The 20,150-nt window shown below is 38.4% G+C and carries 27 protein-coding genes and 1 pseudogene; 14 read left to right on the top strand and 14 right to left on the bottom strand.

All coding sequences use genetic code 11. The features are described 5' to 3' along the window. Nucleotides 1-66: 66 nt before the first annotated feature. Nucleotides 67-174, bottom strand: a pseudogene (locus EV07_RS09440) (high light inducible protein); the annotation flags it as partial. 306 nt (nt 175-480) lie between these two features. Here EV07_RS09440 and EV07_RS09945 point away from each other — a divergent pair. After that, the gene (locus EV07_RS09945) at nt 481-648 is read left to right on the top strand and encodes a hypothetical protein (RefSeq protein ID WP_193742741.1); all 168 of its coding nucleotides are present in this window, start codon (nt 481-483) and stop codon (nt 646-648) included. Nucleotides 649-859: 211 nt separating this feature from the next. Beyond that, complete coding sequence (gene folE / locus EV07_RS07335) at nt 860-1,606, top strand: GTP cyclohydrolase I (protein ID WP_036919006.1); 747 nt, start codon at nt 860-862, stop codon at nt 1,604-1,606. Nucleotides 1,607-1,795: 189 nt separating this feature from the next. On the opposite strand, the gene EV07_RS07330 is transcribed toward folE, so the two are convergent. Next, nucleotides 1,796-2,815: a CobW family GTP-binding protein gene (locus EV07_RS07330; protein WP_052043949.1), complete on the bottom strand. Its 1,020-nt coding sequence runs from the start codon at nt 2,813-2,815 to the stop codon at nt 1,796-1,798. A gap of 53 nt (nt 2,816-2,868) precedes the next feature. Next, nucleotides 2,869-3,057, bottom strand: a complete 189-nt coding sequence (locus EV07_RS07325) for a hypothetical protein (protein ID WP_036919004.1) — start codon at nt 3,055-3,057, stop codon at nt 2,869-2,871. A gap of 447 nt (nt 3,058-3,504) precedes the next feature. Between EV07_RS07325 and EV07_RS07320 the strand changes: the two genes are divergently transcribed. Further along, nucleotides 3,505-3,612 (top strand): high light inducible protein, encoded by a 108-nt coding sequence (locus EV07_RS07320; RefSeq protein WP_036919001.1) that lies wholly within the window; start codon nt 3,505-3,507, stop codon nt 3,610-3,612. Between the two features lie 242 nt (nt 3,613-3,854). Continuing rightward, entirely contained in the window at nt 3,855-3,983 is a 129-nt protein-coding gene (locus tag EV07_RS10140) for a hypothetical protein (protein WP_275040988.1), read from the top strand. Between the two features lie 76 nt (nt 3,984-4,059). Here the strand turns inward: EV07_RS10140 and EV07_RS07310 are convergent, their stop codons facing one another. Continuing rightward, the gene (locus EV07_RS07310) at nt 4,060-4,275 is read right to left on the bottom strand and encodes a hypothetical protein (protein WP_036918998.1); all 216 of its coding nucleotides are present in this window, start codon (nt 4,273-4,275) and stop codon (nt 4,060-4,062) included. A gap of 88 nt (nt 4,276-4,363) precedes the next feature. Here EV07_RS07310 and EV07_RS07305 point away from each other — a divergent pair, with 88 nt between their 5' ends. After that, nucleotides 4,364-5,326 (top strand): aldo/keto reductase, encoded by a 963-nt coding sequence (locus tag EV07_RS07305; protein ID WP_036918996.1) that lies wholly within the window; start codon nt 4,364-4,366, stop codon nt 5,324-5,326. A gap of 56 nt (nt 5,327-5,382) precedes the next feature. Here EV07_RS07305 and EV07_RS07300 read toward each other — a convergent pair whose 3' ends face one another. The 4 genes from EV07_RS07300 to EV07_RS07285 are packed head-to-tail and all read right to left on the bottom strand — an operon-like array spanning nt 5,383 to nt 9,714. Further along, nucleotides 5,383-6,453, bottom strand: a complete 1,071-nt coding sequence (locus EV07_RS07300; protein ID WP_036918993.1) for a WD40 repeat domain-containing protein — start codon at nt 6,451-6,453, stop codon at nt 5,383-5,385. Then, nucleotides 6,441-7,823, bottom strand: a complete 1,383-nt coding sequence (locus tag EV07_RS07295) for a CobW family GTP-binding protein (RefSeq protein WP_036918990.1) — start codon at nt 7,821-7,823, stop codon at nt 6,441-6,443. The genes EV07_RS07300 and EV07_RS07295 overlap by 13 nt, the downstream gene beginning before the upstream one ends. A 10-nt stretch (nt 7,824-7,833) precedes the next feature. Next, entirely contained in the window at nt 7,834-8,151 is a 318-nt protein-coding gene (locus EV07_RS07290; RefSeq protein WP_036918989.1) for a hypothetical protein, read from the bottom strand. Between the two features lie 51 nt (nt 8,152-8,202). After that, nucleotides 8,203-9,714, bottom strand: coding sequence for a metal ABC transporter solute-binding protein, Zn/Mn family (locus EV07_RS07285; protein ID WP_036918987.1), 1,512 nt, complete (start codon nt 9,712-9,714; stop codon nt 8,203-8,205). Nucleotides 9,715-9,792: 78 nt separating this feature from the next. On the opposite strand from EV07_RS07285, the gene EV07_RS07280 reads away from it, so the two are divergent. Continuing rightward, the gene (locus tag EV07_RS07280) at nt 9,793-10,494 is read left to right on the top strand and encodes an ABC transporter ATP-binding protein (protein ID WP_036918985.1); all 702 of its coding nucleotides are present in this window, start codon (nt 9,793-9,795) and stop codon (nt 10,492-10,494) included. A 13-nt stretch (nt 10,495-10,507) separates the two neighbouring features. Here the strand turns inward: EV07_RS07280 and EV07_RS07275 are convergent, their stop codons facing one another. Continuing rightward, on the bottom strand, nt 10,508-10,948 hold the full coding sequence (locus tag EV07_RS07275; protein ID WP_036918983.1) for a Fur family transcriptional regulator: 441 nt from the start codon (nt 10,946-10,948) through the stop codon (nt 10,508-10,510). Between the two features lie 17 nt (nt 10,949-10,965). Here EV07_RS07275 and EV07_RS07270 point away from each other — a divergent pair, with 17 nt between their 5' ends. After that, on the top strand, nt 10,966-11,754 hold the full coding sequence (locus EV07_RS07270) for a metal ABC transporter permease (RefSeq protein ID WP_036918982.1): 789 nt from the start codon (nt 10,966-10,968) through the stop codon (nt 11,752-11,754). Between the two features lie 112 nt (nt 11,755-11,866). On the opposite strand, the gene pstS is transcribed toward EV07_RS07270, so the two are convergent. Then, on the bottom strand, nt 11,867-12,874 hold the full coding sequence (pstS, locus tag EV07_RS07265) for a phosphate ABC transporter substrate-binding protein PstS (RefSeq protein ID WP_193742742.1): 1,008 nt from the start codon (nt 12,872-12,874) through the stop codon (nt 11,867-11,869). A gap of 192 nt (nt 12,875-13,066) precedes the next feature. Here pstS and EV07_RS07260 point away from each other — a divergent pair, with 192 nt between their 5' ends. The 3 genes from EV07_RS07260 to EV07_RS07250 all read left to right on the top strand — a co-directional run bounded on the left by EV07_RS07260 (nt 13,067) and on the right by EV07_RS07250 (nt 15,036). Next, complete coding sequence (locus tag EV07_RS07260) at nt 13,067-13,267, top strand: hypothetical protein (RefSeq protein WP_036918980.1); 201 nt, start codon at nt 13,067-13,069, stop codon at nt 13,265-13,267. A 144-nt stretch (nt 13,268-13,411) separates the two neighbouring features. Next, complete coding sequence (locus tag EV07_RS07255; RefSeq protein ID WP_036919724.1) at nt 13,412-14,041, top strand: 2OG-Fe(II) oxygenase; 630 nt, start codon at nt 13,412-13,414, stop codon at nt 14,039-14,041. Between the two features lie 62 nt (nt 14,042-14,103). Continuing rightward, nucleotides 14,104-15,036 (top strand): AEC family transporter, encoded by a 933-nt coding sequence (locus tag EV07_RS07250; RefSeq protein WP_036918977.1) that lies wholly within the window; start codon nt 14,104-14,106, stop codon nt 15,034-15,036. A gap of 132 nt (nt 15,037-15,168) precedes the next feature. Here EV07_RS07250 and EV07_RS07245 read toward each other — a convergent pair whose 3' ends face one another. Both EV07_RS07245 and EV07_RS07240 read right to left on the bottom strand, forming a co-directional pair. Further along, nucleotides 15,169-15,699 carry a hypothetical protein gene (locus EV07_RS07245; RefSeq protein ID WP_036918975.1) on the bottom strand — a complete coding sequence of 177 codons (531 nt, stop codon included), beginning with the start codon at nt 15,697-15,699 and terminating at the stop codon, nt 15,169-15,171. An 87-nt stretch (nt 15,700-15,786) separates the two neighbouring features. Next, entirely contained in the window at nt 15,787-15,963 is a 177-nt protein-coding gene (locus tag EV07_RS07240) for a hypothetical protein (protein ID WP_152557631.1), read from the bottom strand. A 159-nt stretch (nt 15,964-16,122) separates the two neighbouring features. Between EV07_RS07240 and EV07_RS07235 the strand changes: the two genes are divergently transcribed. Then, a complete protein-coding gene (locus EV07_RS07235; protein ID WP_036919723.1) occupies nt 16,123-16,788 on the top strand; it encodes an SDR family oxidoreductase in 666 nt (221 codons plus the stop codon). A 95-nt stretch (nt 16,789-16,883) separates the two neighbouring features. Here the strand turns inward: EV07_RS07235 and EV07_RS07230 are convergent, their stop codons facing one another. After that, complete coding sequence (locus tag EV07_RS07230; protein WP_036919721.1) at nt 16,884-17,783, bottom strand: NAD(P)-dependent oxidoreductase; 900 nt, start codon at nt 17,781-17,783, stop codon at nt 16,884-16,886. A gap of 90 nt (nt 17,784-17,873) precedes the next feature. Here EV07_RS07230 and EV07_RS07225 point away from each other — a divergent pair, with 90 nt between their 5' ends. Both EV07_RS07225 and EV07_RS07220 read left to right on the top strand, forming a co-directional pair. After that, nucleotides 17,874-18,146 carry a small RNA NsiR4-regulated ssr1528 family protein gene (locus EV07_RS07225; protein ID WP_036919719.1) on the top strand — a complete coding sequence of 91 codons (273 nt, stop codon included), beginning with the start codon at nt 17,874-17,876 and terminating at the stop codon, nt 18,144-18,146. A gap of 125 nt (nt 18,147-18,271) precedes the next feature. Beyond that, nucleotides 18,272-18,589 carry a hypothetical protein gene (locus EV07_RS07220; RefSeq protein WP_036918971.1) on the top strand — a complete coding sequence of 106 codons (318 nt, stop codon included), beginning with the start codon at nt 18,272-18,274 and terminating at the stop codon, nt 18,587-18,589. Here EV07_RS07220 and EV07_RS09940 read toward each other — a convergent pair. Then, the gene (locus EV07_RS09940) at nt 18,586-18,747 is read right to left on the bottom strand and encodes a hypothetical protein (RefSeq protein ID WP_193742769.1); all 162 of its coding nucleotides are present in this window, start codon (nt 18,745-18,747) and stop codon (nt 18,586-18,588) included. The two genes, EV07_RS07220 and EV07_RS09940, sit on opposite strands and share 4 nt — an antisense overlap. A 322-nt stretch (nt 18,748-19,069) precedes the next feature. Between EV07_RS09940 and EV07_RS07215 the strand changes: the two genes are divergently transcribed. Beyond that, entirely contained in the window at nt 19,070-20,128 is a 1,059-nt protein-coding gene (locus EV07_RS07215; protein WP_036918969.1) for a potassium channel family protein, read from the top strand. Nucleotides 20,129-20,150: the final 22 nt, after the last annotated feature.

Below are 20,150 nucleotides of genomic sequence, written 5' to 3'. Positions count from 1 at the left end.
TTGGCATAAGTAGCTGTTAGGATCCTATGGCTACTTTTGCTTGGATAGAAAGCTATAGTCAGTGACTTAGTAAATGCCAGGAATTATCCATCCAAAGAAACCGTAATTGATTATTAGTGCAAATAAACCAATCATCGCTAAGCGACCATTAGTCCTTTCTGCGACTGTCCAGTAGTTGTTCATTAGAAAGTGCCAGGGATTATTTGATCAGTCACAAGGTATGCCTATAAAAGAAGTATTAGCCCAACGATTGTTGGCCTTCGAAAAGCAATGTCTATGACTGAGCTGATGGATTAATCCATACGCAGAATTGATCCATGTAACGAAATATAACAGAAAACATTAAGGAGTGTGAAGCATAGCTGCTTGGCTGGCTGGATGACCCATCAGCAATATAATTTTTCCGAATTCTTAGTTCGGTTTTTCCAACGCTGTTTTATTCAAGATTGGTTATCATCATGATCCATTGAGAAACGAAACATGGATCTTCCAATAATGCATATTAATTTGCTCAACGTGATTATTGCCTTATATGTAATTGGTTATCAAATAACAATTTGCACGGATTGGAGTTGGATTCCTATGAATGAAGAGGACTATAAGCTTCCTTATAAGGGTAAATGGCGTAATGCTTTCCAAGATCCCTAAGAATTTTCTTGCTCTACTTTTGCTAGAATATAAATAGAGGGTCGTTATTACTCTTTAAAGCTTACGCGTTATATCTTGTATATTTCGTGACTCAGATCTTTTCCTCCCTATCAAGGACTGATTGCTCTCCTACTAATTCGTCACTAATGTGATAGGGTTTTAACGATTTTAAACAAGACTTGTCTGCTTTTAGTTCTTTAAATCAAGGATTATGACTTCAACAGCACCAAATGAAGATATTAAAGATGATGTAAAGGGAACGATTTCATGCAAATTAGTCTCAGAAATAATTCGTGAACGTATCCAATCTAATGGTGCACGGTTTCATGCAAATGATAATATTTCTGATTATATATTGCCAGGAGAATTAGATACGCTTGAGAAAGAAGTTGCTACACGAGTAAGAGATCTACTTAAGACCTTATTGATTGATATTGAGAACGATCACAATACTCAAGAAACTGCTGAAAGAGTATCAAGAATGTATATCAATGAAGTTTTTAAAGGTAGGTTTTATAAACAGCCAAAAGTTACTAGTTTCCCAAATGATAAGAATTTAGATGAAATATATACTGTTGGACCAATCACTGTTCGATCTGCCTGCTCTCATCATTTAGTGCCAATCTTAGGTGATTGTTGGATTGGAATTAAACCAGGAGATAAAGTTATTGGACTTTCTAAATTTGCAAGGGTAGCTGATTGGGTTTTTTCCAGGCCACATATTCAAGAAGAAGCTGTGATGATACTTGCTGATGAAATCGAACGTTTATGTGAACCTAAAGGTTTGGGTATTATTGTGAAGGCCCAGCATTATTGTATGAAATGGCGAGGAGTTAAAGAGCCAGATACTAGCATGATTAACTCAGTTGTTAGGGGTGATTTTCGCCATGATGCAAGCCTGAAGCAGGAATTCTTTGAACTTGTTAGGCAACAATCAAATGTTGCCAAGAATTATTAGACTTATAAGTAAATAACTCATCGATTAGTACTACTTCCAATAGTGGTTTAAGTAATAACTAAAATTATTGGCGGTCCAATATCACGAGGCTTAAACCCACGAAATAGAAGAATAGTTGTTAGGTTGAGTTATTTGATTTTTCCAATCTTTTCATCGTTAAGTTAATCCTTCTATTTAGAATTACGGCTTTTAAGTTTTATGAGATATGCAATCCTCGAGTTGTCTTCTTAGGACTCTGTGGTCAATATTCTTTCCTATTAGAACAAGCTTAATTTTTCTTTCCCGGTCCCTATCACTATCGTCAATTGTAAATCTCTTCCCAGATAAATGAAAGATATGAGTTATTTCACTTTCTTCAAAACAAAGGATTCCTTTTGCTCTGTATACAGTTGATGGCAATTGATTGTCTAAGAAATTTTGGAATTTTCTTAATAAGAAAGGATAATTAGATTGAAATGAAAATGAAGTAAATCCTTCTATCGATAATTCATGTTCATGGCTGTGATTATGTTCATGTTCATGGCTGTGATTATGTTCATGGCTGTGATTCTTGTTAACATGATTTTTCGCGATGCGATCAGATTCAAACAATCCAACACTTAATAAAAGGCCTAATGGAACATTTCCTTTTATGCTTTTTAAGATTCTTGGATCATTTTTTATTTCTGATATTTTCATTTCAATCAATGTTATTTTATCCTCATTCACAAGATCACATTTGTTTATTAATAATATATCAGCATATATTATTTGAGATCTTGCTATTTGGCTGCTAAGCATATCATCACTAAAATTTTCAGCATCAATCAATGTAATTATAGAATCCAATCTTAATTGTTCTCTTGCACCATTGATTGTCATTGCAACTGGCAGGGGATCTGCTAGTCCTGTAGTTTCAACAATTAAGTATTCAATTTCCTTGTTATTTTTTAGGATTCTGTTTATTGCTTCAAGTAACTCTCCGTTAATTGTGCAGCAAATGCATCCATTACTTAGTTCAATAATATCTTCGCCAGTTTTCACGATTAAGTCATTATCAATTCCTATTTCTCCAAATTCATTTACTAATACAGCTGTTTTAATTCCTTCTTGCTTCGTTAATATGTGATTTAGCAGGGTTGTTTTGCCGGAGCCAAGAAAACCTGTCAAAATGCTTACCGGAATTCCTTTTGGAGTGCTTTTATCGAGATGTCCTTCTGGGGTTCCCATAGGTAGCTTCTTTGGTTTCTTGCTAAAAAGTAAGGCTTTATCTATTTATATCTTTAATGATCGTGATGATCGTGATGATCGTGATGATCGTGACCTTTCTCCATTTGTTCAGTAGGAGCATTTTCTACCTGTGACCCGCATCCAATGAGGCTAAGCGGAATGATCAGAGTGGTTGCAGCAAGACAAGAAAGAAAAGAATTTTTCATTGATCTAAGTTCTTTTTCTTTTAAAATGGTAATCATTTTTATCACTTGTTGTCTAGTAAGTTTTTGAGCATTTTGAACTTTTCACCCCCCTCCATCCTCCGCCCAAGCTAGCGCTCGTCATTTTGCATTCATCGTTTTAAGCAGAGGCTGCTTACGCTACTTATTAATTTCCTTGATAAGCTTTTTGTTTTATAGATAGGGATTATTCGATTAGAACATTAAGCATGATTATCCCTGATGCTTTTCTGGTTGGGCATGTTCTGTGATGGCCTTATAGTAAATACTGTTTGATTGCAAGGGTTTTGAGTGCTTTAGAGGCGATATGTATATCTTTTGAAGCTGCTGCTAATTGAGACAAGCTTATGAGGTATAAGATTAACTAATCAATAATACGTAAACTTCTTATCAAAACTGTAGGCATTATTACCCACACTTCTTTAATATTTGCTTTATGTTCTCAATGTCACATTCTTGATTACTTACATGACACCTGAAGCAGAAAAGTTTAATGGTTGGGCTGCAATGATTGGCTTTGTAGCAGCATTTGGTTCTTACGCAGTAACTGGTCAGATTATTCCAGGGATTTTCTAAATGGAATTCAATCCATTCAAGCCTTTTTTTCAAGATCTTCACAAATTCTTTTTTAGATAAAGGGTAAGTCGTAAGAGAAAAAAGATCCTTGCTGTTTTGAGCAGGGATCTTTTTTTTAGCGATTTAAATGATTTATAGAAACATTCTTTCAAATGCTGTTGGTTGTAGAGTTAACTTTCTATTTGGGGTATCTTTTTCAGAGATTTTTAAAAGAAGAATTTAGGGCTAATTTTCCGAAAGCTATGAATGAAAAAATCAACCCTGACAATGAAGCATTAGACCCGTCTGATGAATACTGGAGGCAACAAAGCTCTGATGAAGAGGATGAACCATACTTTCCTCCTGAGGAATCCAAGCCACCTCACTATTAATTAACTCGCTAAATAGTTAATCTGTACATCAAGAAATCCAAGGAAACTCTCAAGCTAATAAGAATACGACTTGGAGTCATTGTTTTGCTTTCAATTGTTCTAAACAGCTTGTGACTTGAATTAGCTCCCATATTTCGTGTTGGTCATATGAGGATAACCCTTTCCCTTTAACCCCACTTCCCTCCTCTAAACCTTCATCTTTCATCTTTTTTCTTAATAATGCTTGACGCTCATAGCTGCTCATTGCTTTGAAGCGTTTCCTTCTTTCTTCGATTGTTTCTTGGCTGGTCATGCCACCAAGCTAAACATGTTGTGACCTTATCAACTTACTAGTCGGTTAGAGTTATGCCACCATTGATGTGTATCTGTAAAATTAAAAGTTGGCTTCAATAGGATTTGGTACGTGGGCTTGGGGAAACAAAGTGCTTTGGGGATACCTGCCACAAAAACAAGATGATCTTTTGGAGAACACATTCAATGAAGCAGTTGATCAAGGTTTAAATTTCATTGATACAGCAGATTCGTATGGAATAGCTTCTCTAAATGGTCGTAGTGAAGAACTTTTAGGTAAGTATTTACAAAAACTGCCACCTTCGAAATATAGCAATTTGATAGTTGCCACAAAACTGGCTCCATATCCATGGCGGTTAGGCAGAGAGGGTTTTAAGTCAGCCTTTATGGCAAGTAAAGCGAGGTTGCAAGGGAAGCTTGATCGAGTGCAATTGCATTGGAGTACAGCTAGATATGCACCATGGCAGGAAGTTCAATTGATGGATGGGCTTAGTGACCTTTGCGAAAGCGGTTTTATCTTTCAGTTAGGTATTTCTAATATGGGGCCTAAGCGTTTGCGTTGGTTTCATAATCGCCTCAAAATACGAGGTATTCCATTAACGAGTCTACAGATACAATTTTCTTTATTGTCTCCTGAACCAGAAAAGTATCTGCAAATCAAAGATGTGTGTAAAGAACTGAATATTCAACTATTAGCGTATAGTCCATTAGCACTAGGTGTATTGGCAATATCTCCTAATGAGAAGAACAGACCAGTTACAACTTTCTTGAGAGGGAGACTTTTTCAAAGACTCTTGCCTGCAAGTCTTGCATTGAGAAAGGAATTAAACAAAATCGCAATAGAACATGGAGCTTCGCAAGCACAAGTGGCCTTGAATTGGTGTAGGGCACATGAATCAATGCCGATTGTCGGGCTTCGTAATCCACTACATGCACAAGATGCTGGTAAAGCATCTAAATGGACATTAAATAAACAAGAAAAGCAATCATTAGATTCTTTAAGTAGGGATTGCACTGAACGAATGCCTAACAATCCATTTCAGAGTGATTAACACGCTACCTTTGTGCTAAAGCTTTTCTGTGTCATTCTTCTAGGAGGACTATATTCTTAAAATCCTTTAGGTGTCTCTTGAGTACGCATTTTGAAATTCCAAACGTTAATGCCTCCGTTTGAATTTACTGCTGCCAAAGCACAGTCATCATGTCGCCAGGCAATTGCGGAGACAAGCTCTCCTGCGAATGCTCCACCAAGTGGGTCACCATTACCATTACTCTTGAGAAACCAAACAAGAACTGAACCATCTCTAGCTCCTGAAGCAAGAAGCATTCCCTGATTTGAAAACGCAAGACTAGAAATCGATTCAGCATGAAGAGATAATTGTCCAGGGACAGTGCCTTCAGGGCCATTACCTTCAAAGCTCCAAACTGTTACAACATCACTTCCCCCTGTAGCGAGGACTGTGCCACTCTGATCAAACGCTAACTGGCTTGGCTTACCCGGATACCCAGTCATTTCAGAGTCTTGATCAGTTGAGCGTCGCCAGAAATGTACAGAATTATCCTGACTACCGCAAACCACAACATCACCATTAGGACTAAGTACCATAGACACTAGTGAGCCTTTCCATTCCAGCTTTTGATTGACCTTGTCAGCAACTACGTCAAAAAAAGTCACTCGACCATAGCATGCAGTTGCTAGTTCATTCGACTTTGACCAAGCGATCGAGCTAACAGTGCTTGGGTGTTCCCCTGATTTCCAATGTTCGTGACCATCAATCCCATATACATGCACTCTGCGAGAAAAGGCTACAGCCAAGAAACGTCCATCTGGTGACCATCTCAGGTGTTCGACCCAACCGTCTCCAAGCTCTATTACGTTAGTTGACTCACCTTCTTCGCTATTCCAAATAAGAACACGTCCATCTTGTCCTGAAGTTGCAAAAATATCTCCATCTGGGTGTATAGATAATGCGAGCAGGCCTCCTTTATGGACCTCTTTTTTCTGCCAAAGGGGGGTTCCAGATTTACCCTCAAATAAATAAAGTCCACCTGCAACGTCACCTACTAAGAGTGCTTTGCCACCCAAGATCCACCCACAAACTATGGCATAGTCTTCAACTTCAGCACTCCAGCCCTCGTGAAGCATCCCCTGGGGACTAAATCCTTCTACACCAGGCACTTATCGAACTCCCTACACATTTCTTTTTCATCAAGATTTCTACCGATAAACACTAATTGATTATGGCGAGGTTCATTCCCCCATTCTTTATCTGGCTGAGCAGTGAAGAGCATGTGAACCCCTTGAAAAACCATTCTCCTGGATTCACCCGCGTAACTTATAAACCCTTTTGTCCTAAATATATCTACACCTTTTTCTGAAAGGAGTCGACTCAACCACTTATTGAGTTTTTCTGGATCGACATCACCTATTCGCTCAATAGCAATTGAGCCCACTTCATCATCATGTTCATGCTCTGCCACCCAAGTCCGCTCAGTTTCAGGTTGGACCAAAGCATCATTTTTGCCATCACTTTCAGTTGTAGTAATTAAAGTATCAACTCGGGATACTTTGATATCAAATTCCTCTGCTGTGTGCTGGGTGAAAAGACCAATATGAGTAGGGTTATCAAGTTCTAAAAAGAAAGATTTACGCCCATTAGACTGAAGCTGAAGACTGACATGTTTTTCAATTGGGACTGTGCTTCCAGGATGAAGAAGTTTCGCAGAGTCAGCGTAAAGTCTTACGCAAGATTCAGCACCAGCATTAAGAGCTGCTTCGTCAATCCCCTGATCTTCCAGAACGACCAGCGACATCGTGGGATCAGGACCTTCTTCAAGGCTAAGTTCATAACGACCTTTCTCAAGAGAAAAAACACCTGTCCACTCGAATGGATATTCTGGCTCAAGGAAAGTGGGGCGACGCTTTAAGACCTGATCTAGATCAAATGCACTAAGGTTTAACACAGTATCAATAGAGACCTCCGCTTGCTTACTCCGAACAACACGAGCCATCCGGTTCATATCGCGTAGCCGTGATTCAAGAATATCGAGAGATTCATCAGAGACTAAGTCCGTTTTGTTTAGGACAAGGACATCTGCGAAGGCAACCTGCTCAGAACTTTCATCACTGCGACCGAGCTGCTGATCAATATGAACCGCATCAACGAGAGTAACAATGCCATCAAGAGAAAATTCATTACGGATTTCGTCATCCATAAAAAATGTCTGAGCAACAGGTCCAGGATCAGCAAGTCCTGTTGTCTCAACTAACACATAGTCGAATTTATCTCGTCGCTTCATGAGGTTGCCTAATACGCGAATTAGGTCTCCACGAACGGTGCAGCAAATGCAACCGTTGGACATTTCAAAGACTTCTTCATCAGCATTAATGACCAGACCCTGATCAATACCAACTTCACCATATTCATTTTCGATTACAGCGATTCGTTTACCGTGTTCTTCACTCAGAATCCGATTAAGGAGGGTGGTTTTCCCAGAGCCGAGGAAGCCCGTTAGGATGGTGACAGGTACTTTTTGCTCGATAGTCATTTTGTTGTTCTTAAGTATTAGTACAATTAGAATTGGTGAAGCTCATATCGATTAAGTAATTCTTGTCGATACCCAAGAGTTCGATAGCCTTTCCTTCAAAATCATCAAGCTCTGAGTAGTTGTAGGGAACTTTTAGCCGTAAGAATAATTTCCCATCTTCTTTTGAAATGGAGTGATCTGAAAATTTAAGTTCTTCTATATGTTTCTCAAAATCATTTGAGAGAGTTAGCTTTAAGATCTTTTGTTGGTTCCATGGTGATTGATCCATGAAACTTGCTTGATCTTCCCAGTATTTTTTATAGGTTTCCAGACCTTTAACTTTAGCCATTTTAATTACAGTTGAATGTGAAATTTAAAAAGTAGGTCGGGAATTTTCAAATTAACGCTTAGTTAATGTATCCCATCTATTTACGAGTTGATTGCCTGCTTTCTTATTGCAGGAACCACCCAAAGAATTAACGATTGTACATGTATTATGAACAGCGACAGAAATAGTATTCCCTGTAGGCATTAAACCATCAACAAAAATCTGTTGTTTTGCTATAGGGGTAGAAGTTTGTCTACTTAAGTTTTTCAATAGCTTTGAAGAAGGTTTTTGCTCAGGAAATATAACTTGTACATTCTCTTCTCTAAGCTCTGTTATTACTTTGGAAATGGTCTGAGGCCTAAGACTCGATGAATGACCAAGAAAATCCAATAAGCTAATGGTTTTCAAACCAAAAGCATCCCCGTAGTATTCCATAGCTTTATGCTTAGAAACTATCGTCCTTTGATTAGAAGGGATTGTGGCTACTTGTCGTTGAGTCCATCGATCTAAATCTTCTAAAACCGAATTAAACACTTGAGTTCTTTCTTTTAAAACTTTTTTAGTTTCTCTATCAAAGAATGAAATTTTCTTGTTGAGATTTTTAGAAATGACATTACCCATCTTGATGATGTTATGAGGATCATGCCAAACATGGGGATCTAGTCCACCATGATCATGGTGATGATGATCACCGCCTTCATCTGGAAGTTGAGCTATCGGTTCAATATCATCGCCTGAAACATCTTTAAAGAAATGTTCATCGGCTTCAAACTCAAAAGGCATATGCTCAGTAAAGAATGCATATTTACCAGCTTTTTTGATTTCTACATTGAATGTTGTTCTGTCTTTTCTCTCATTAAATGTAAGAAGATAGGCTTTTTCCTGTGCAACAAGTGTGTCATTGCTACGTTTAACTTCTGATTTTTTAGACTCTAATAATTCTTCAGCAAGCTCTTCTGTTGCTTCAATATCCCCAGATTTAAGAATGACCATTTTCATGGCAGGATCTGCATAGTCTCCATCGACTTTTGCAAAAGACCATTTGTAGGTTCCTGGTGAAAGTTCAAAGACACCAGCCCATTCAAAGGCTTCATCTCCATGATCATCGTGGTCATCATGATCATCGTGGTCGTCATGTTTGGCAGATGAATGATCGTCATGGTCATCATGTTTAGCAGATGAATGATCGTCATGGTCATCGTGGCCGTCAATTTCTATTGCACTTACACCGACAACAACCGTTACGGGGTTATCCAGCCATCTTTTCATTGCGGGAGTCATCTCTTGTCCAAGAGTAAAAACTTGACTTGCATTATTTAAAGCTTGGGCCTGCCTCGGGGAAATTCTAATATCATGTACGTCTTGTTTTCTATCAATCAAACAAGTAACAGGTGTTGAAGGTAGAGCAATTGTAGAAACCAAGTCACAAACTAATGGTTCAACAGCAACTATTGACTTTGGTTTGGCTTGCACACCCTGATTAATCCCAGTCAAAAAAACTACTCCAGTTAAAATGGAGCTGTTAATGATTGCTTTTCCAATTGTGCGCTTCTTATCCTTTGCGATGGAAAAACTAGAAAACATGCATTTGATATATATCGCAAATCTATATTATGATAATGATTATCATTCTGACCTATCTGTTAGGGAATCCTTGAATCCATGACCAGTTTAATTGCAGAAAGCTTGTCATATTCCTATTCAGGTCAAAGTCTTTCTGTTTTAGATGATGTCTCTATTGAGCTTTTAGGCGGAACTTTAACTGCGCTTGTTGGCCCCAATGGTGCCGGTAAGTCCACCTTGTTACGGTTGCTACAGGGGCAACATAAGCCAAGCAAAGGGCAGATTACAGTCAATGGTTCTTCTATAAATCATGCTCGGCATCAAGTTGCTCTAATGCCACAACGGTCATCATTGAATTGGCATTTCCCCATAACTGTTAAAGGATTGGTTTCTTTAGGTCGATGCAGTGATTCTCAATCATCATGTTGTGAATTAGAAGCGGCACTCCAACGAGTTGGAATGTCTGATTTAGCTAACAGGAGACTTGATTCATTATCGGGTGGTCAACAACAAAGAGCCTTACTTGCAAAGACTTTAATGAGACCAGCAAAAATATTTCTTCTTGATGAGCCATGCTCTTCGTTAGATCCACCTACTAGAGAACAGTTTTTACTCATTATTCGTCAGCTAGCTGATGCAGGCCTAACTCTTTTTGTTAGCAGTCATGAATGGGGAAAATCTTTAGACATTTATGACAAGGTCGTTGCTCTAGATAAGACTGTTTTGGCTTCAGGAAAACCTCAGGAAGTGCAGGAAAAACTAGAATCAATTAGATGTATATCAAATTATTGTTGTGCTTAATATTCTTCAAATCTCATGAAAACTTTTTCTTTTCAAGGCAACTTTGGCAAAGACCAAAGAACTCAAGGGTATGGAACAGGAGCTCGAATTTTTGAGAAGTTGTCTTTGGTACATTCATTTCTTTTACAGGGCACCCTTCCAATTGACTTGTTGCTCCACAATCAACACAAGTTAAATGATGAACATCTCTTTCCACAGGCGTATAAAGAACTTCTCCTGTTGGTAGATGCCTAGAACGAATCAAACCTTGCTTTACAAGAGCTTGCAAATTCCTGTATACCGTTGCCAATCCCATGGGATTATTCCCTTCGTGCAACTTTCTGTGCAATTCTTGACCACTCAATTCATCATTGCATCTTTTGAGTTCGTCAAGTACTTGCTTTTGACGGTCAGTAATTTCAGGCTTGCTAACACTCATTGTAAAGATCTTCATTTGATCCCTTCCTCTGACCATACACAATCATTTGCTTGATGTCTTTGCTCAATACAAATTGGTGGATAATCCCCCTTTTTATAACTTGCTGTTCAGGAGTGCTTTGCCCTGCCATGGGGACAGTATTGATTACACATAAGCGACTGCTGCAGGTTAATTTAATTTCTCATTGTGTGTTACCAGGTTTGGCGTTGGCTGTAGCACTTGGTGTTGATCCTTCTATTGGAGGAGTGATCAGTGGTTTGGTGGGAGCACTTCTGGCTGAAAAATTGACTAATAAACGAAATGAAAACTATGCAGCAGTAATGAATACAATCTTGGCAGGTTCACTTGGACTTGGTGTTCTCCTTATCCCTTTTCTTGGTATCAGGATTGATTTAGAAGCGGTTCTATTTGGCGATTTATTGGTTGCAAATTGGGCCGATCTAATCAGAACATGTATTGCATTTTTAATGTTTATTTGTCTGATGATATTTGGTTACGATAAGCTTGTTTATCTTGGTTTAGACCCTGAAGGTGCTGATGCTGATGGCGTAGAGGTTCCTTCTTTAAATTTAGCTCTTGGCTTTACAACTGCTCTTGTCATTGTTAGCTCAATGGCCGCAGTTGGGGTAATTCTTGTAATCGCTTTACTTTCTACTCCGGCTTTATTGGGATTAGCTCAAGCATCAAGCTTGAGAGAAGCTATGCTTCGATCTTCAATGATTGGTTTTGTAATAGCAATCTTAGGCTTTTTGCTTGCGATTATTTTTAATTTAGCTCCAGGCCCTGTTATAAGTGTTCTTTGTATTGCCTCCTTGGGATTCTTCTATAGTAAAAACAATTAATTATAGATGTTTCAATGGAGTTGTCTTTAATAAATTTAGCGAAAAATATATTTTCAAAATCTTCTAACCTCTCTGAAATTAATTTGGGAATTTAATAAAGCTTTTGCTTAAATTACTCTCCAATCCTACTGACAGCTGAACGAGCTTTCTGGAGAATTTCTCCTTTTAGAGGAACGAAACCAATTCGAGGAGCCTTGTTTTGAGACTCATCACTAAGAAGATAGTTAAGCGATTCTTTAATGGCTTTTGTTTTAGAGCCATTACCAGTCTCATAGGCAAGAATCCAAGTTAAAGTAGAAATTGGGTAAGCACCACGTGCTGTTGGATTTGGGTTCGTGCCCGCTAGATTTCGATCTAAAGTGATTCCGTTGAGAGCTATTGCGCCAGTATCCTTGCTTGGCTTTATATACTCACCCGATAAATTTTGCAGAGCAGCTGCTTTGATTGCTCCTGTGACATAGGACTGGTTAACATAACCAATAGCACCAGGAGTCTTCCTTATGAGGCCAGCAACTCCAGCATTACCTTTTGCTCCAATGCCAGCAGGCCAATTAACTGATTTGCCTGTTCCTAATGCCCACTCTTTAGAGAAAGCTTCCATTGAACTTGTAAAAGCCTTGGTTGTACCAGAGCCGTCAGAACGATAAGCCCAAACAAGCTTTTGTTCAGGGCATCCGAGTTCACTCCAGTTAGTGATTTTGCCAATTGCTACACCTACTGCTTCTCTTTGAGTGAGCATGAGCTCGCAATCTGGATTGTTATATCCAAATGCGATCGTGCCTCCAACCATTGGTATTTGAACTAATCCGCGTGTGACTTTGGCGATATCTTTAGCTTTCATCGGATCATCCGATGCAGCAAAATCAACGGTTTCATCAATAAAAGCTTTGCGGCCAGAACCAGAACCAATAGCTTGATAGTTCACCCTAGGCCCACCTTTGGCAGCTAGATCGGCAAACCAACGTGTGTATACTTTGGAAGGGAAGGTGGCCCCTGCTCCGATAAGTCTCAGGCTTGATGTTGAATTATTTGTACCACATGCAGCAATTCCAGACCCAAGAGCAACAATGGAGGTAAGGAAAAAACACTTCTTTGATAGGGAGATGGAGATACCAAACATCAAGTATTTGAATTGAGCTTGGCTAAATCTTATCGTTTTTTCAGTAAATAAATATTATCCTTAAGGGAAGTTAGAGAAAACTATTAGACCCTTACTACGTTTCTTCTCTATTAATGAACTATATGCCCCCCTATGGTTTAATGCTTTTGTTCATTAGTTCCGATAGCATTTAAATAATTTAAGAAGTCTCTTATGTCTTCTCTTGAATCCCAATCTATAAAATCTCTAGAGGTAGTTTTAGACTATGCTCTGACTCGACTCGAACAATTAGAAGGTAAAGATAGACTTGCTTTTGCAATTGAATATAAAGAATGGTTGGTAGAGGATAAGTTGAAGGAAAAGGTTTGGTTCTCAATCCCCCTCAAGGAGTCGGGAGGCCCTAGCGAAGTATGACCTTATGCTTGTTTTGTTTACATGTGATTCGAATCAAATTGTAATTACCCCTTCCTTAAGACTTTGCTTCTTGCTTTTCTATATATATGCATTCCTTTGACAAGGACCTTAATTTCATAGCAATTGCTGGAGGGATTTTTACTTTTGGACCTAATTGCTTCTTATCACAACGCTGGTTTCGAATCTGTTGCAGATGGGGTGATGTCTTTTTTTGATCAACGCCTTGATCTTCAACATAGTGGGATTGCATTCGGCAATGCTGCTGCTGACGAGGAACCATCAAAGGTGTCAACTGATATAAGCCTGGTTGCAATTGATCGATCAGACCCGGAGGCATTTGCTCTTTCAGATGTAATTGTCAGAGGCGTTACTGCTGCTCTTAACAAATATCTTGAAGATCGTCCCTTGTTTAGAGAGTGTTGTCCAGAGCAGTCCATGTTTGTAGTTCCTGTTTTCAATATCCAACGTTATCGCCCTGGAGAAGGGTTTAAGAAATGGCATTGTGATTGGACTATTAGTGATGAGGCTACAGAACCCGTTCATAGAGTTTTAGCGTGGATTCTTTACTGCAATGATATTCATTCGGGCGGCACTGAGTTTTATTGGCAAAAACATCATGAATCTGCAGAGCGAGGGAAACTCATTATTTTTCCGGCAGGACCTTCTCACCTTCATCGTGGACAAGTGAATGATAAAAGAACCAAAACGATTGCCACAGGCTGGATTAATGCAGGTCGTAGAGATTCTTATCTGTCTCGTTTAGCAGCGCATTAAAACTTCCTTCATCAGGTCACCCTTTGTCCAAGTTCCATAAGTTTCTATATCGAGTTCATTAAATGTTTATTTTGCGACTCTTTAGTGAATTATTACCCTTGCTTGGCTTCGGCTATTTGATTGGGCGCTTTAAGCCAGGCCTTTCATCCCAAATAGCCCCACCGCTTATTAATGTCGGCGTGCCAGTGAGCTTAATGGGCCTTCTATTGAAGAGTGGTTTGGATTGGCTTGTTTTTCAGGCTCTTGCAATGGCCGTCCTTCTTATTGGATTGTTAATAGCCTTGATTAAGAGTTTCCCAAAGCTTAAAAGTCATATTGGTGATCGAAGCTTATTGCTGGGAAGTGTTTTTGGCAATACTGGCTATTTCGGGATACCTGTTTCTTTGGCTCTTCTACCTAGCCATTCACTGAGTTTCAGTATTGGTTATGACCTTGGGGCTACTTTGCTTATATGGAGCTTCGGCCCCATGTTTTTTGTAAATTCATCAAACGAGTTGAAGGGGAGACCTCTTTGGAAAAAACTTTTAGGTGTTCTAGCTAATAGTCCTGCGAGCAAAGGATTGATTGGTGCGGTGTTGATTCAGCTGACTCCATGGACTCAGCAAATCACTGCAGCTATTTGGGTCCCATCTCGAATTGTGATTGTTTTAGCGTTAATGATTGTTGGGATGCGTTTGGGTTCTTTTGATTCTGCACAAAACCTACTTAATAGAAACTTGCGTTTGTTAGTGCAACCAAGCTTGTTGATAAAGCTATTTGTTTTTCCTGCCTTAATGTTAATTGTTGCTAAGGCTTTGAACTTATCACCTTTGATGTGCAACGCACTTGTATTGCAAGCAGCAACGCCTACTGCAATTTCTGTATTGTTGTTATCTGAAGCAAGTGGGCAAGAACAAGATCTTGCTGCTTCTTTAGTCGCTTGGAGTACTTTGATAGCCTTGTTTACAGTCCCAGGTTGGTTTTTAGTTCTTAACAACCCTCTTTTTATTGGCTAGTGCCATATCTATTTTGTTGTGCATTATGCGCTCATATACAAGTTGCGGTTAGAGTGAAACGCCTCCTAAATGGTGAAAGTAGTTTAATCTTTAACTTATTCATTACTTTAGAAGACATCTCTCCATAATGAATTATTTAATTTCGCATTGAAGTACAGCTAAAGCCTCAGTAGGGAGGCCAAGGAAGATATTTAAAATTTTGCTTTCAGTTACTGGGATCGTAGCAATGCCTACCAGTGTTGCTTTTCCATCTTTTTGAATGTTAAGCCCTTCTTCTTTGTGAAGGCTTCCTTTTACTTTTCCTGTATTAAGTGATGTCTTGACAATTAAATCGGGGAAGCGAAATATAGAGCCAATAGAAAAACTAAACCTTGATTCAAATCTCAAAATAACTTTCCCGGTGTTTTTCTCTACAGTCCCTTCAAGTTTATCCATTGACATTATAATTTGTATTCCAGGAGGTAATGGAAGAGACAAAAATTTGGTTGTTTTTGAATTAAGAGGAGGAATTGAAAATGTTTCAGGTGCAAAACTTAAGAGTAGAATATTATTTTGCTCGGTTGGCAAGACTGTTGCTTTCCCTCCTCCACCCACGCCGTTATAGCTAAATGGTGGATATGAACCAATTGCTAACTGACATCTTTCTAAACTTCTAAGATACATAGGGTGATCTGAAGGGTTGTTAATAGTTTAAAGGAGACGATTTATATCGATGAAGAACAAGATGATAAGTAAAATATAGTTGTCTTATTACCTCTGCTTTGAATCTTTCTCTTCCCAATAGCTCTTAGCCGAATCAATCATTTTTATGATCTCGCTATTAGGACAACCTGTTTGATTTTGAAGCACTTTGCATTGTGAATTGATATCTCTCCAAATTTCTCTGATCTCTATAAATTGCTCATCAGTAAATTGAAAGTTGTTCATTTGACTTGATAACAAACACACATAAGGCTAGAAATGATACCCATTAAAAGAGATGTTTGTAAGCTAGCTTCATAAACCATTGTTTATAGATCTATGCTCAGTTGTATCAAGTTCTAAGAGAGTTGAACTACAATTTTGGAAGTTGCCTATCAAGTGATCGTGGCTAATTATTTGATAACAGGTTCCAACCGTGGAATAGGTTTGGAGTATTGCAGACAATTGAAAGGAAGAGGCGATGATGTAATTGCCACATGTCGCTCTTCTTCTCAAGAGTTGGATGATCTTGGTGTACGAGTTGAATCAGGCGTTGATGTTGCATCAGGACAATCAGTTCTCAAACTTAAAGAGAAATTAGAAGGAATTAATATAGATGTATTGATCCAAAATGCGGGGATAGCAGAATTTAATTCGTTATCGAATCTTGATCCAGAAAGTGTTATTCGTCAGTTTGAAGTTAATGCATTAAGTCCTTTGTGCTTTACACATGCATTCCTTGGAAACATGGGTAAAGGTTCAAAAGTTGCACTTATGACAAGCCGTATGGGATCTATTGATGACAATACATCTGGTGGGTCTTATGGATACAGGATGTCTAAATCTGCTCTTTGTATGGTGGGCAAGTCTTTGTCCATTGACCTTCAGAGGAGCGAAATTTCTGTGGCTATTTTGCACCCTGGATTAGTTAGTACCCGGATGACGGGATTTACTTCCAATGGGATTACACCAGAGCAATCTGTTAAGGGTCTTCTTTCAAGAATTGATGAATTATCTCTAAAGAATTCAGGTACGTTTTGGCATTCCAATGGAGAGATTTTGCCATGGTAAATTTCTCCATTGGACTTCTTTTTTGATTCCCCTAGATCGATTGCTTTGATACTGTTTGTGTTTTTTAGCTCTTAAACAATTAAAAGAAACTTCTCTTATATGCCCCTTCTCTTTTTGATTGAACGCTTTAAAACAGAAACGTCTTCATTCTCATAGCCTTCCTTAATTAGGCTTTCTTCCAACTCCTTTACTTTGGTTGTAATAGGAAGCTTTAGACCTGATTCTTCAGCTGTTTTTAGTGCAATAGATAAATCCTTATGATGTAGATGTAATTTAAATCCTAATGGATAAGAATCTTGCAACATTGATTTTGAACGGTGAGAAAGTGCCCATGAACTAGCCGCTCCTTTTTGGAGGGCTTCGATCACTTTGTACATTGGTAAGTTGAGTGCTTCCCCTAAAGAAATTGCTTCTGCAACTGCGGCATAGCTTCCAGCGACAAGTATTTGGTTGATAGCTTTTACTTCTTGTCCCTTGCCAACATTATCAAAAGTGTAGATAGATTTTCCTATTGACTTAAGAATAAAAGCAATTTTCCTGAGGGAATCATCATTACCACCGACGAAAATTGTCAGAGTTCCTCTTTTTGCACCTTCTGTCCCCCCAGTCACAGGCGCGTCAATATATTCAATATTTTTTGTTGCGAGCTTTGCTGCAAATAATCTCGCTTTGCCAGGACTAATTGTTGACAAGTCAATTACGATCTTTTGAGGTGCCAGGCTTTTTTCAGCTCCATTAGCTCCAAACAGAATTTCTTCTACAGCTTTTTCGTCACTTACACAAAGCAATAAAGCATCACAGTCTTCAGCAACTTCTTTAGGAGTAGAACAAGATTGAGCCCCTTTCAACTCTTGACTGGTTTCAGCTTTTCGACTCCGTGTATGAACTTTTAAAGAAAAACCAGCCTTAAGTAAGTTTGCTGCCATAGGGAGCCCTATTGCACCAAGTCCTATAAAACCCAAACATGTTTTTGAATTTATCTTATGTGAAGACATTCCAAAATTTGACCTTTCTAAATAAATTACTTGCTGATCAGCGAAAATACTTGTTTTGTCTATATGATTACTGTTCAACAGCTTAGGAAAATGGATTTTTCTGGACCTGACTCTATTGATAAAGCTATTGAAGAGGGATTGGATTTAGATGGCAGTTTAATACCTATAAAGATGCTGAATTTCTATAAAGAGGTAATGGAAAAAGAAGGTGCCCGAAAAAGAAGTGGAGTAAAAAAATCAATGCGTAATCGAATTGTCCGTTCAGGTGCAAAGCATTTTGATCAAAATACCCTTGATCAGCGCCTGATTGATTCTGGATGGGAAGGTCTAAATCCAAAAGAGATTGCTTTCTTCTTTAGTTGATTAATAGTTTTTTGCTTGAGGGCATCCTCCTCTTTCCCTCAAGCATCCTTTACATAGGATTAATTACCTAACAGTCTGGAAACTGTACTTACCTCTTCACGACTTAGCAGTGCTCTGGGTTATAAATGACCACTAATGTGACTTTAGCAATGCAATCACAAGGTGGATTATCCCAAGATGTTTTTTGGGAACGTATAAAAACTTTTGCTAGTAGCAAATGGGAAAGACTTACTGATCGACAAAAGTCTTATGCGAAAAAATTCTGGAGTGTCATCACTTATAAATGGAGATGGCAAATTGCAATGAATATTCCATATTTTGCAGTTTTCCTTTTGGATAGGACCATTCCAGCTGTCCATCAATTTGACATGACCTTATTAGCAATGGTTACTTCCAAGCTGCCAATACCAGCTTTTCTATCTTCATGGATAGGAGTTTCCTAGGTCTCCCAGTCACTGCCATCATCATCTTCATCACACTCATAATTCATTAGAGAATCAACAGGCTTCTCTTTGATTTCTTCTTTGTTTTCAGGAGAATTATTTTCTTTTATATTCATTGCTAGCATTGAGTAAATTATATATACATTACTATTGTCCACAGTGACTATGCTTTTGGAATATTGGATTTCGTTTAGAACTGAATGTGTTATTAGGTACAGCTTAGTAAAATGCCTAATCAGTTTTTAAATAATAGAAATAGTCAGATAGAAACACACTCGGGAATGATGAGAAGCAATGGAAGTCATTTAGATACAAGCTAAAGTCGCTTAAAAGAATCTCAACGTAGGAAGCAAACTCCTAGATGATCACCGATGAAAGATGTTAAAAGAAATTTCTGATCGTTATGGCTCATTAAATTTGTGTTGAATGAAGCTCTCTCTAACTATTAGTGTTTTCTTTAAAAGGAGATAATCATTATTGATGCAGAAACTTTTTTTTCGAGGATACAAAATTAAAGACCTAGCCATCCCTTGGCTAGGTCCAATTTTTTCTTTAGTCTCATTGTTTATTGTTGGAGCTATCGGTTATCGGATGACAGAGGGGTGGGATTGGGGAGATTGCCTTTGGATGGTTCTTATAACTATCACTACAATAGGTTTTGGTGAGGTTGAGCCACTTAGCGCAACTGGAAGAATCGTAACTTTTTTGATCATAGGTGGAGGACTAGTAATAGTTCAATTAACACTTCAGAAATTATTAGGTCTTTCTGAATCTGGTTATTTCCGAAGAATGAGAGAATTAAAATTGCAAAGGATGCTAAGACGAATGCGTAATCATGTGATTATTTGCGGCTATGGCCGAATTGGCAAAGAAATTTCTCAGCAGCTTCAATCTGAGGAGGTGCCTATTCTCATTGTAGAGTTGGACCCAGCTATGAAAAATGCTGCTGAGAAAGAAGGGTTGAATGTTTTGTTTGCAGATGCGACTTTGGATGAGACATTATTGTTGGCTGGAATTAAAAGTTGTAGGAGCCTAGTGGTTGCGTTATCTAACGATGCGGCCAATCTTTATGTTGTTTTAAGTGCAAGAGGACTAAGTAAAGATTGTCGCTTGATTTCAAGAGCGGAAAGCGAAGAGGCTGCTAATAAGCTCAGGCTCGCAGGTGCGACAGTAGTAGTGAGTCCATATATAGCTGCAGGCAAGGCTATGGCAGCAACTGCTTTACGACCTTTAGCGGTTAATTTTATGGAATTGTTGGCGGGATCACAATGTGAAATTGAAGAATTTCTTCTTACTGATGATGTTGAAAAGTTTGCTCAAATAAAAAACAGAACTTTGTCTGAATTGAATGTAGGTCGTCAAAGTGGTGCAATGGTTTTAGCAATACGAGATGGTGATGATTTAATAACGAACCCTGGTGGAGATTTTGTGATTTCTCCAGGACAACTACTAATTGCTTTAGGGAACAAAAAGCAATTAGCTCTTTTGAGACAACTGATAGGAGATATTTTGCTTACAGTTGAGAAAATTAATTATTAGTTTAATTTTGATTTTTTATTTA

The organism is Prochlorococcus sp. MIT 0603 (genome assembly GCF_000760215.1).
Lineage (GTDB): Bacteria > Cyanobacteriota > Cyanobacteriia > PCC-6307 > Cyanobiaceae > Prochlorococcus_E.
Note: the sequence above shows the minus strand (reverse complement) of the source record. Positions and strands in the feature narration are given on the sequence as shown.

Coding starts and splice junctions, on each gene's coding strand:
- EV07_RS09945 (WP_193742741.1), top strand. CDS start 481: ATGGATCTTCCAATAATGCATATTAATTTGCTCAACGTGATTATTGCC.
- folE (WP_036919006.1), top strand. CDS start 860: ATGACTTCAACAGCACCAAATGAAGATATTAAAGATGATGTAAAGGGA.
- EV07_RS07330 (WP_052043949.1), bottom strand. CDS start 2,815: ATGGGAACCCCAGAAGGACATCTCGATAAAAGCACTCCAAAAGGAATT.
- EV07_RS07325 (WP_036919004.1), bottom strand. CDS start 3,057: ATGATTACCATTTTAAAAGAAAAAGAACTTAGATCAATGAAAAATTCT.
- EV07_RS07320 (WP_036919001.1), top strand. CDS start 3,505: ATGACACCTGAAGCAGAAAAGTTTAATGGTTGGGCTGCAATGATTGGC.
- EV07_RS10140 (WP_275040988.1), top strand. CDS start 3,855: ATGAATGAAAAAATCAACCCTGACAATGAAGCATTAGACCCGTCTGAT.
- EV07_RS07310 (WP_036918998.1), bottom strand. CDS start 4,275: ATGACCAGCCAAGAAACAATCGAAGAAAGAAGGAAACGCTTCAAAGCA.
- EV07_RS07295 (WP_036918990.1), bottom strand. CDS start 7,823: ATGACTATCGAGCAAAAAGTACCTGTCACCATCCTAACGGGCTTCCTC.
- EV07_RS07290 (WP_036918989.1), bottom strand. CDS start 8,151: ATGGCTAAAGTTAAAGGTCTGGAAACCTATAAAAAATACTGGGAAGAT.
- EV07_RS07285 (WP_036918987.1), bottom strand. CDS start 9,714: ATGTTTTCTAGTTTTTCCATCGCAAAGGATAAGAAGCGCACAATTGGA.
- EV07_RS07280 (WP_036918985.1), top strand. CDS start 9,793: ATGACCAGTTTAATTGCAGAAAGCTTGTCATATTCCTATTCAGGTCAA.
- EV07_RS07275 (WP_036918983.1), bottom strand. CDS start 10,948: ATGGTCAGAGGAAGGGATCAAATGAAGATCTTTACAATGAGTGTTAGC.
- EV07_RS07270 (WP_036918982.1), top strand. CDS start 10,966: ATGTCTTTGCTCAATACAAATTGGTGGATAATCCCCCTTTTTATAACT.
- pstS (WP_193742742.1), bottom strand. CDS start 12,874: ATGTTTGGTATCTCCATCTCCCTATCAAAGAAGTGTTTTTTCCTTACC.
- EV07_RS07260 (WP_036918980.1), top strand. CDS start 13,067: ATGTCTTCTCTTGAATCCCAATCTATAAAATCTCTAGAGGTAGTTTTA.
- EV07_RS07250 (WP_036918977.1), top strand. CDS start 14,104: ATGTTTATTTTGCGACTCTTTAGTGAATTATTACCCTTGCTTGGCTTC.
- EV07_RS07245 (WP_036918975.1), bottom strand. CDS start 15,699: ATGTATCTTAGAAGTTTAGAAAGATGTCAGTTAGCAATTGGTTCATAT.
- EV07_RS07240 (WP_152557631.1), bottom strand. CDS start 15,963: ATGAACAACTTTCAATTTACTGATGAGCAATTTATAGAGATCAGAGAA.
- EV07_RS07230 (WP_036919721.1), bottom strand. CDS start 17,783: ATGTCTTCACATAAGATAAATTCAAAAACATGTTTGGGTTTTATAGGA.
- EV07_RS07225 (WP_036919719.1), top strand. CDS start 17,874: ATGGATTTTTCTGGACCTGACTCTATTGATAAAGCTATTGAAGAGGGA.
- EV07_RS07220 (WP_036918971.1), top strand. CDS start 18,272: ATGACCACTAATGTGACTTTAGCAATGCAATCACAAGGTGGATTATCC.
- EV07_RS07215 (WP_036918969.1), top strand. CDS start 19,070: ATGCAGAAACTTTTTTTTCGAGGATACAAAATTAAAGACCTAGCCATC.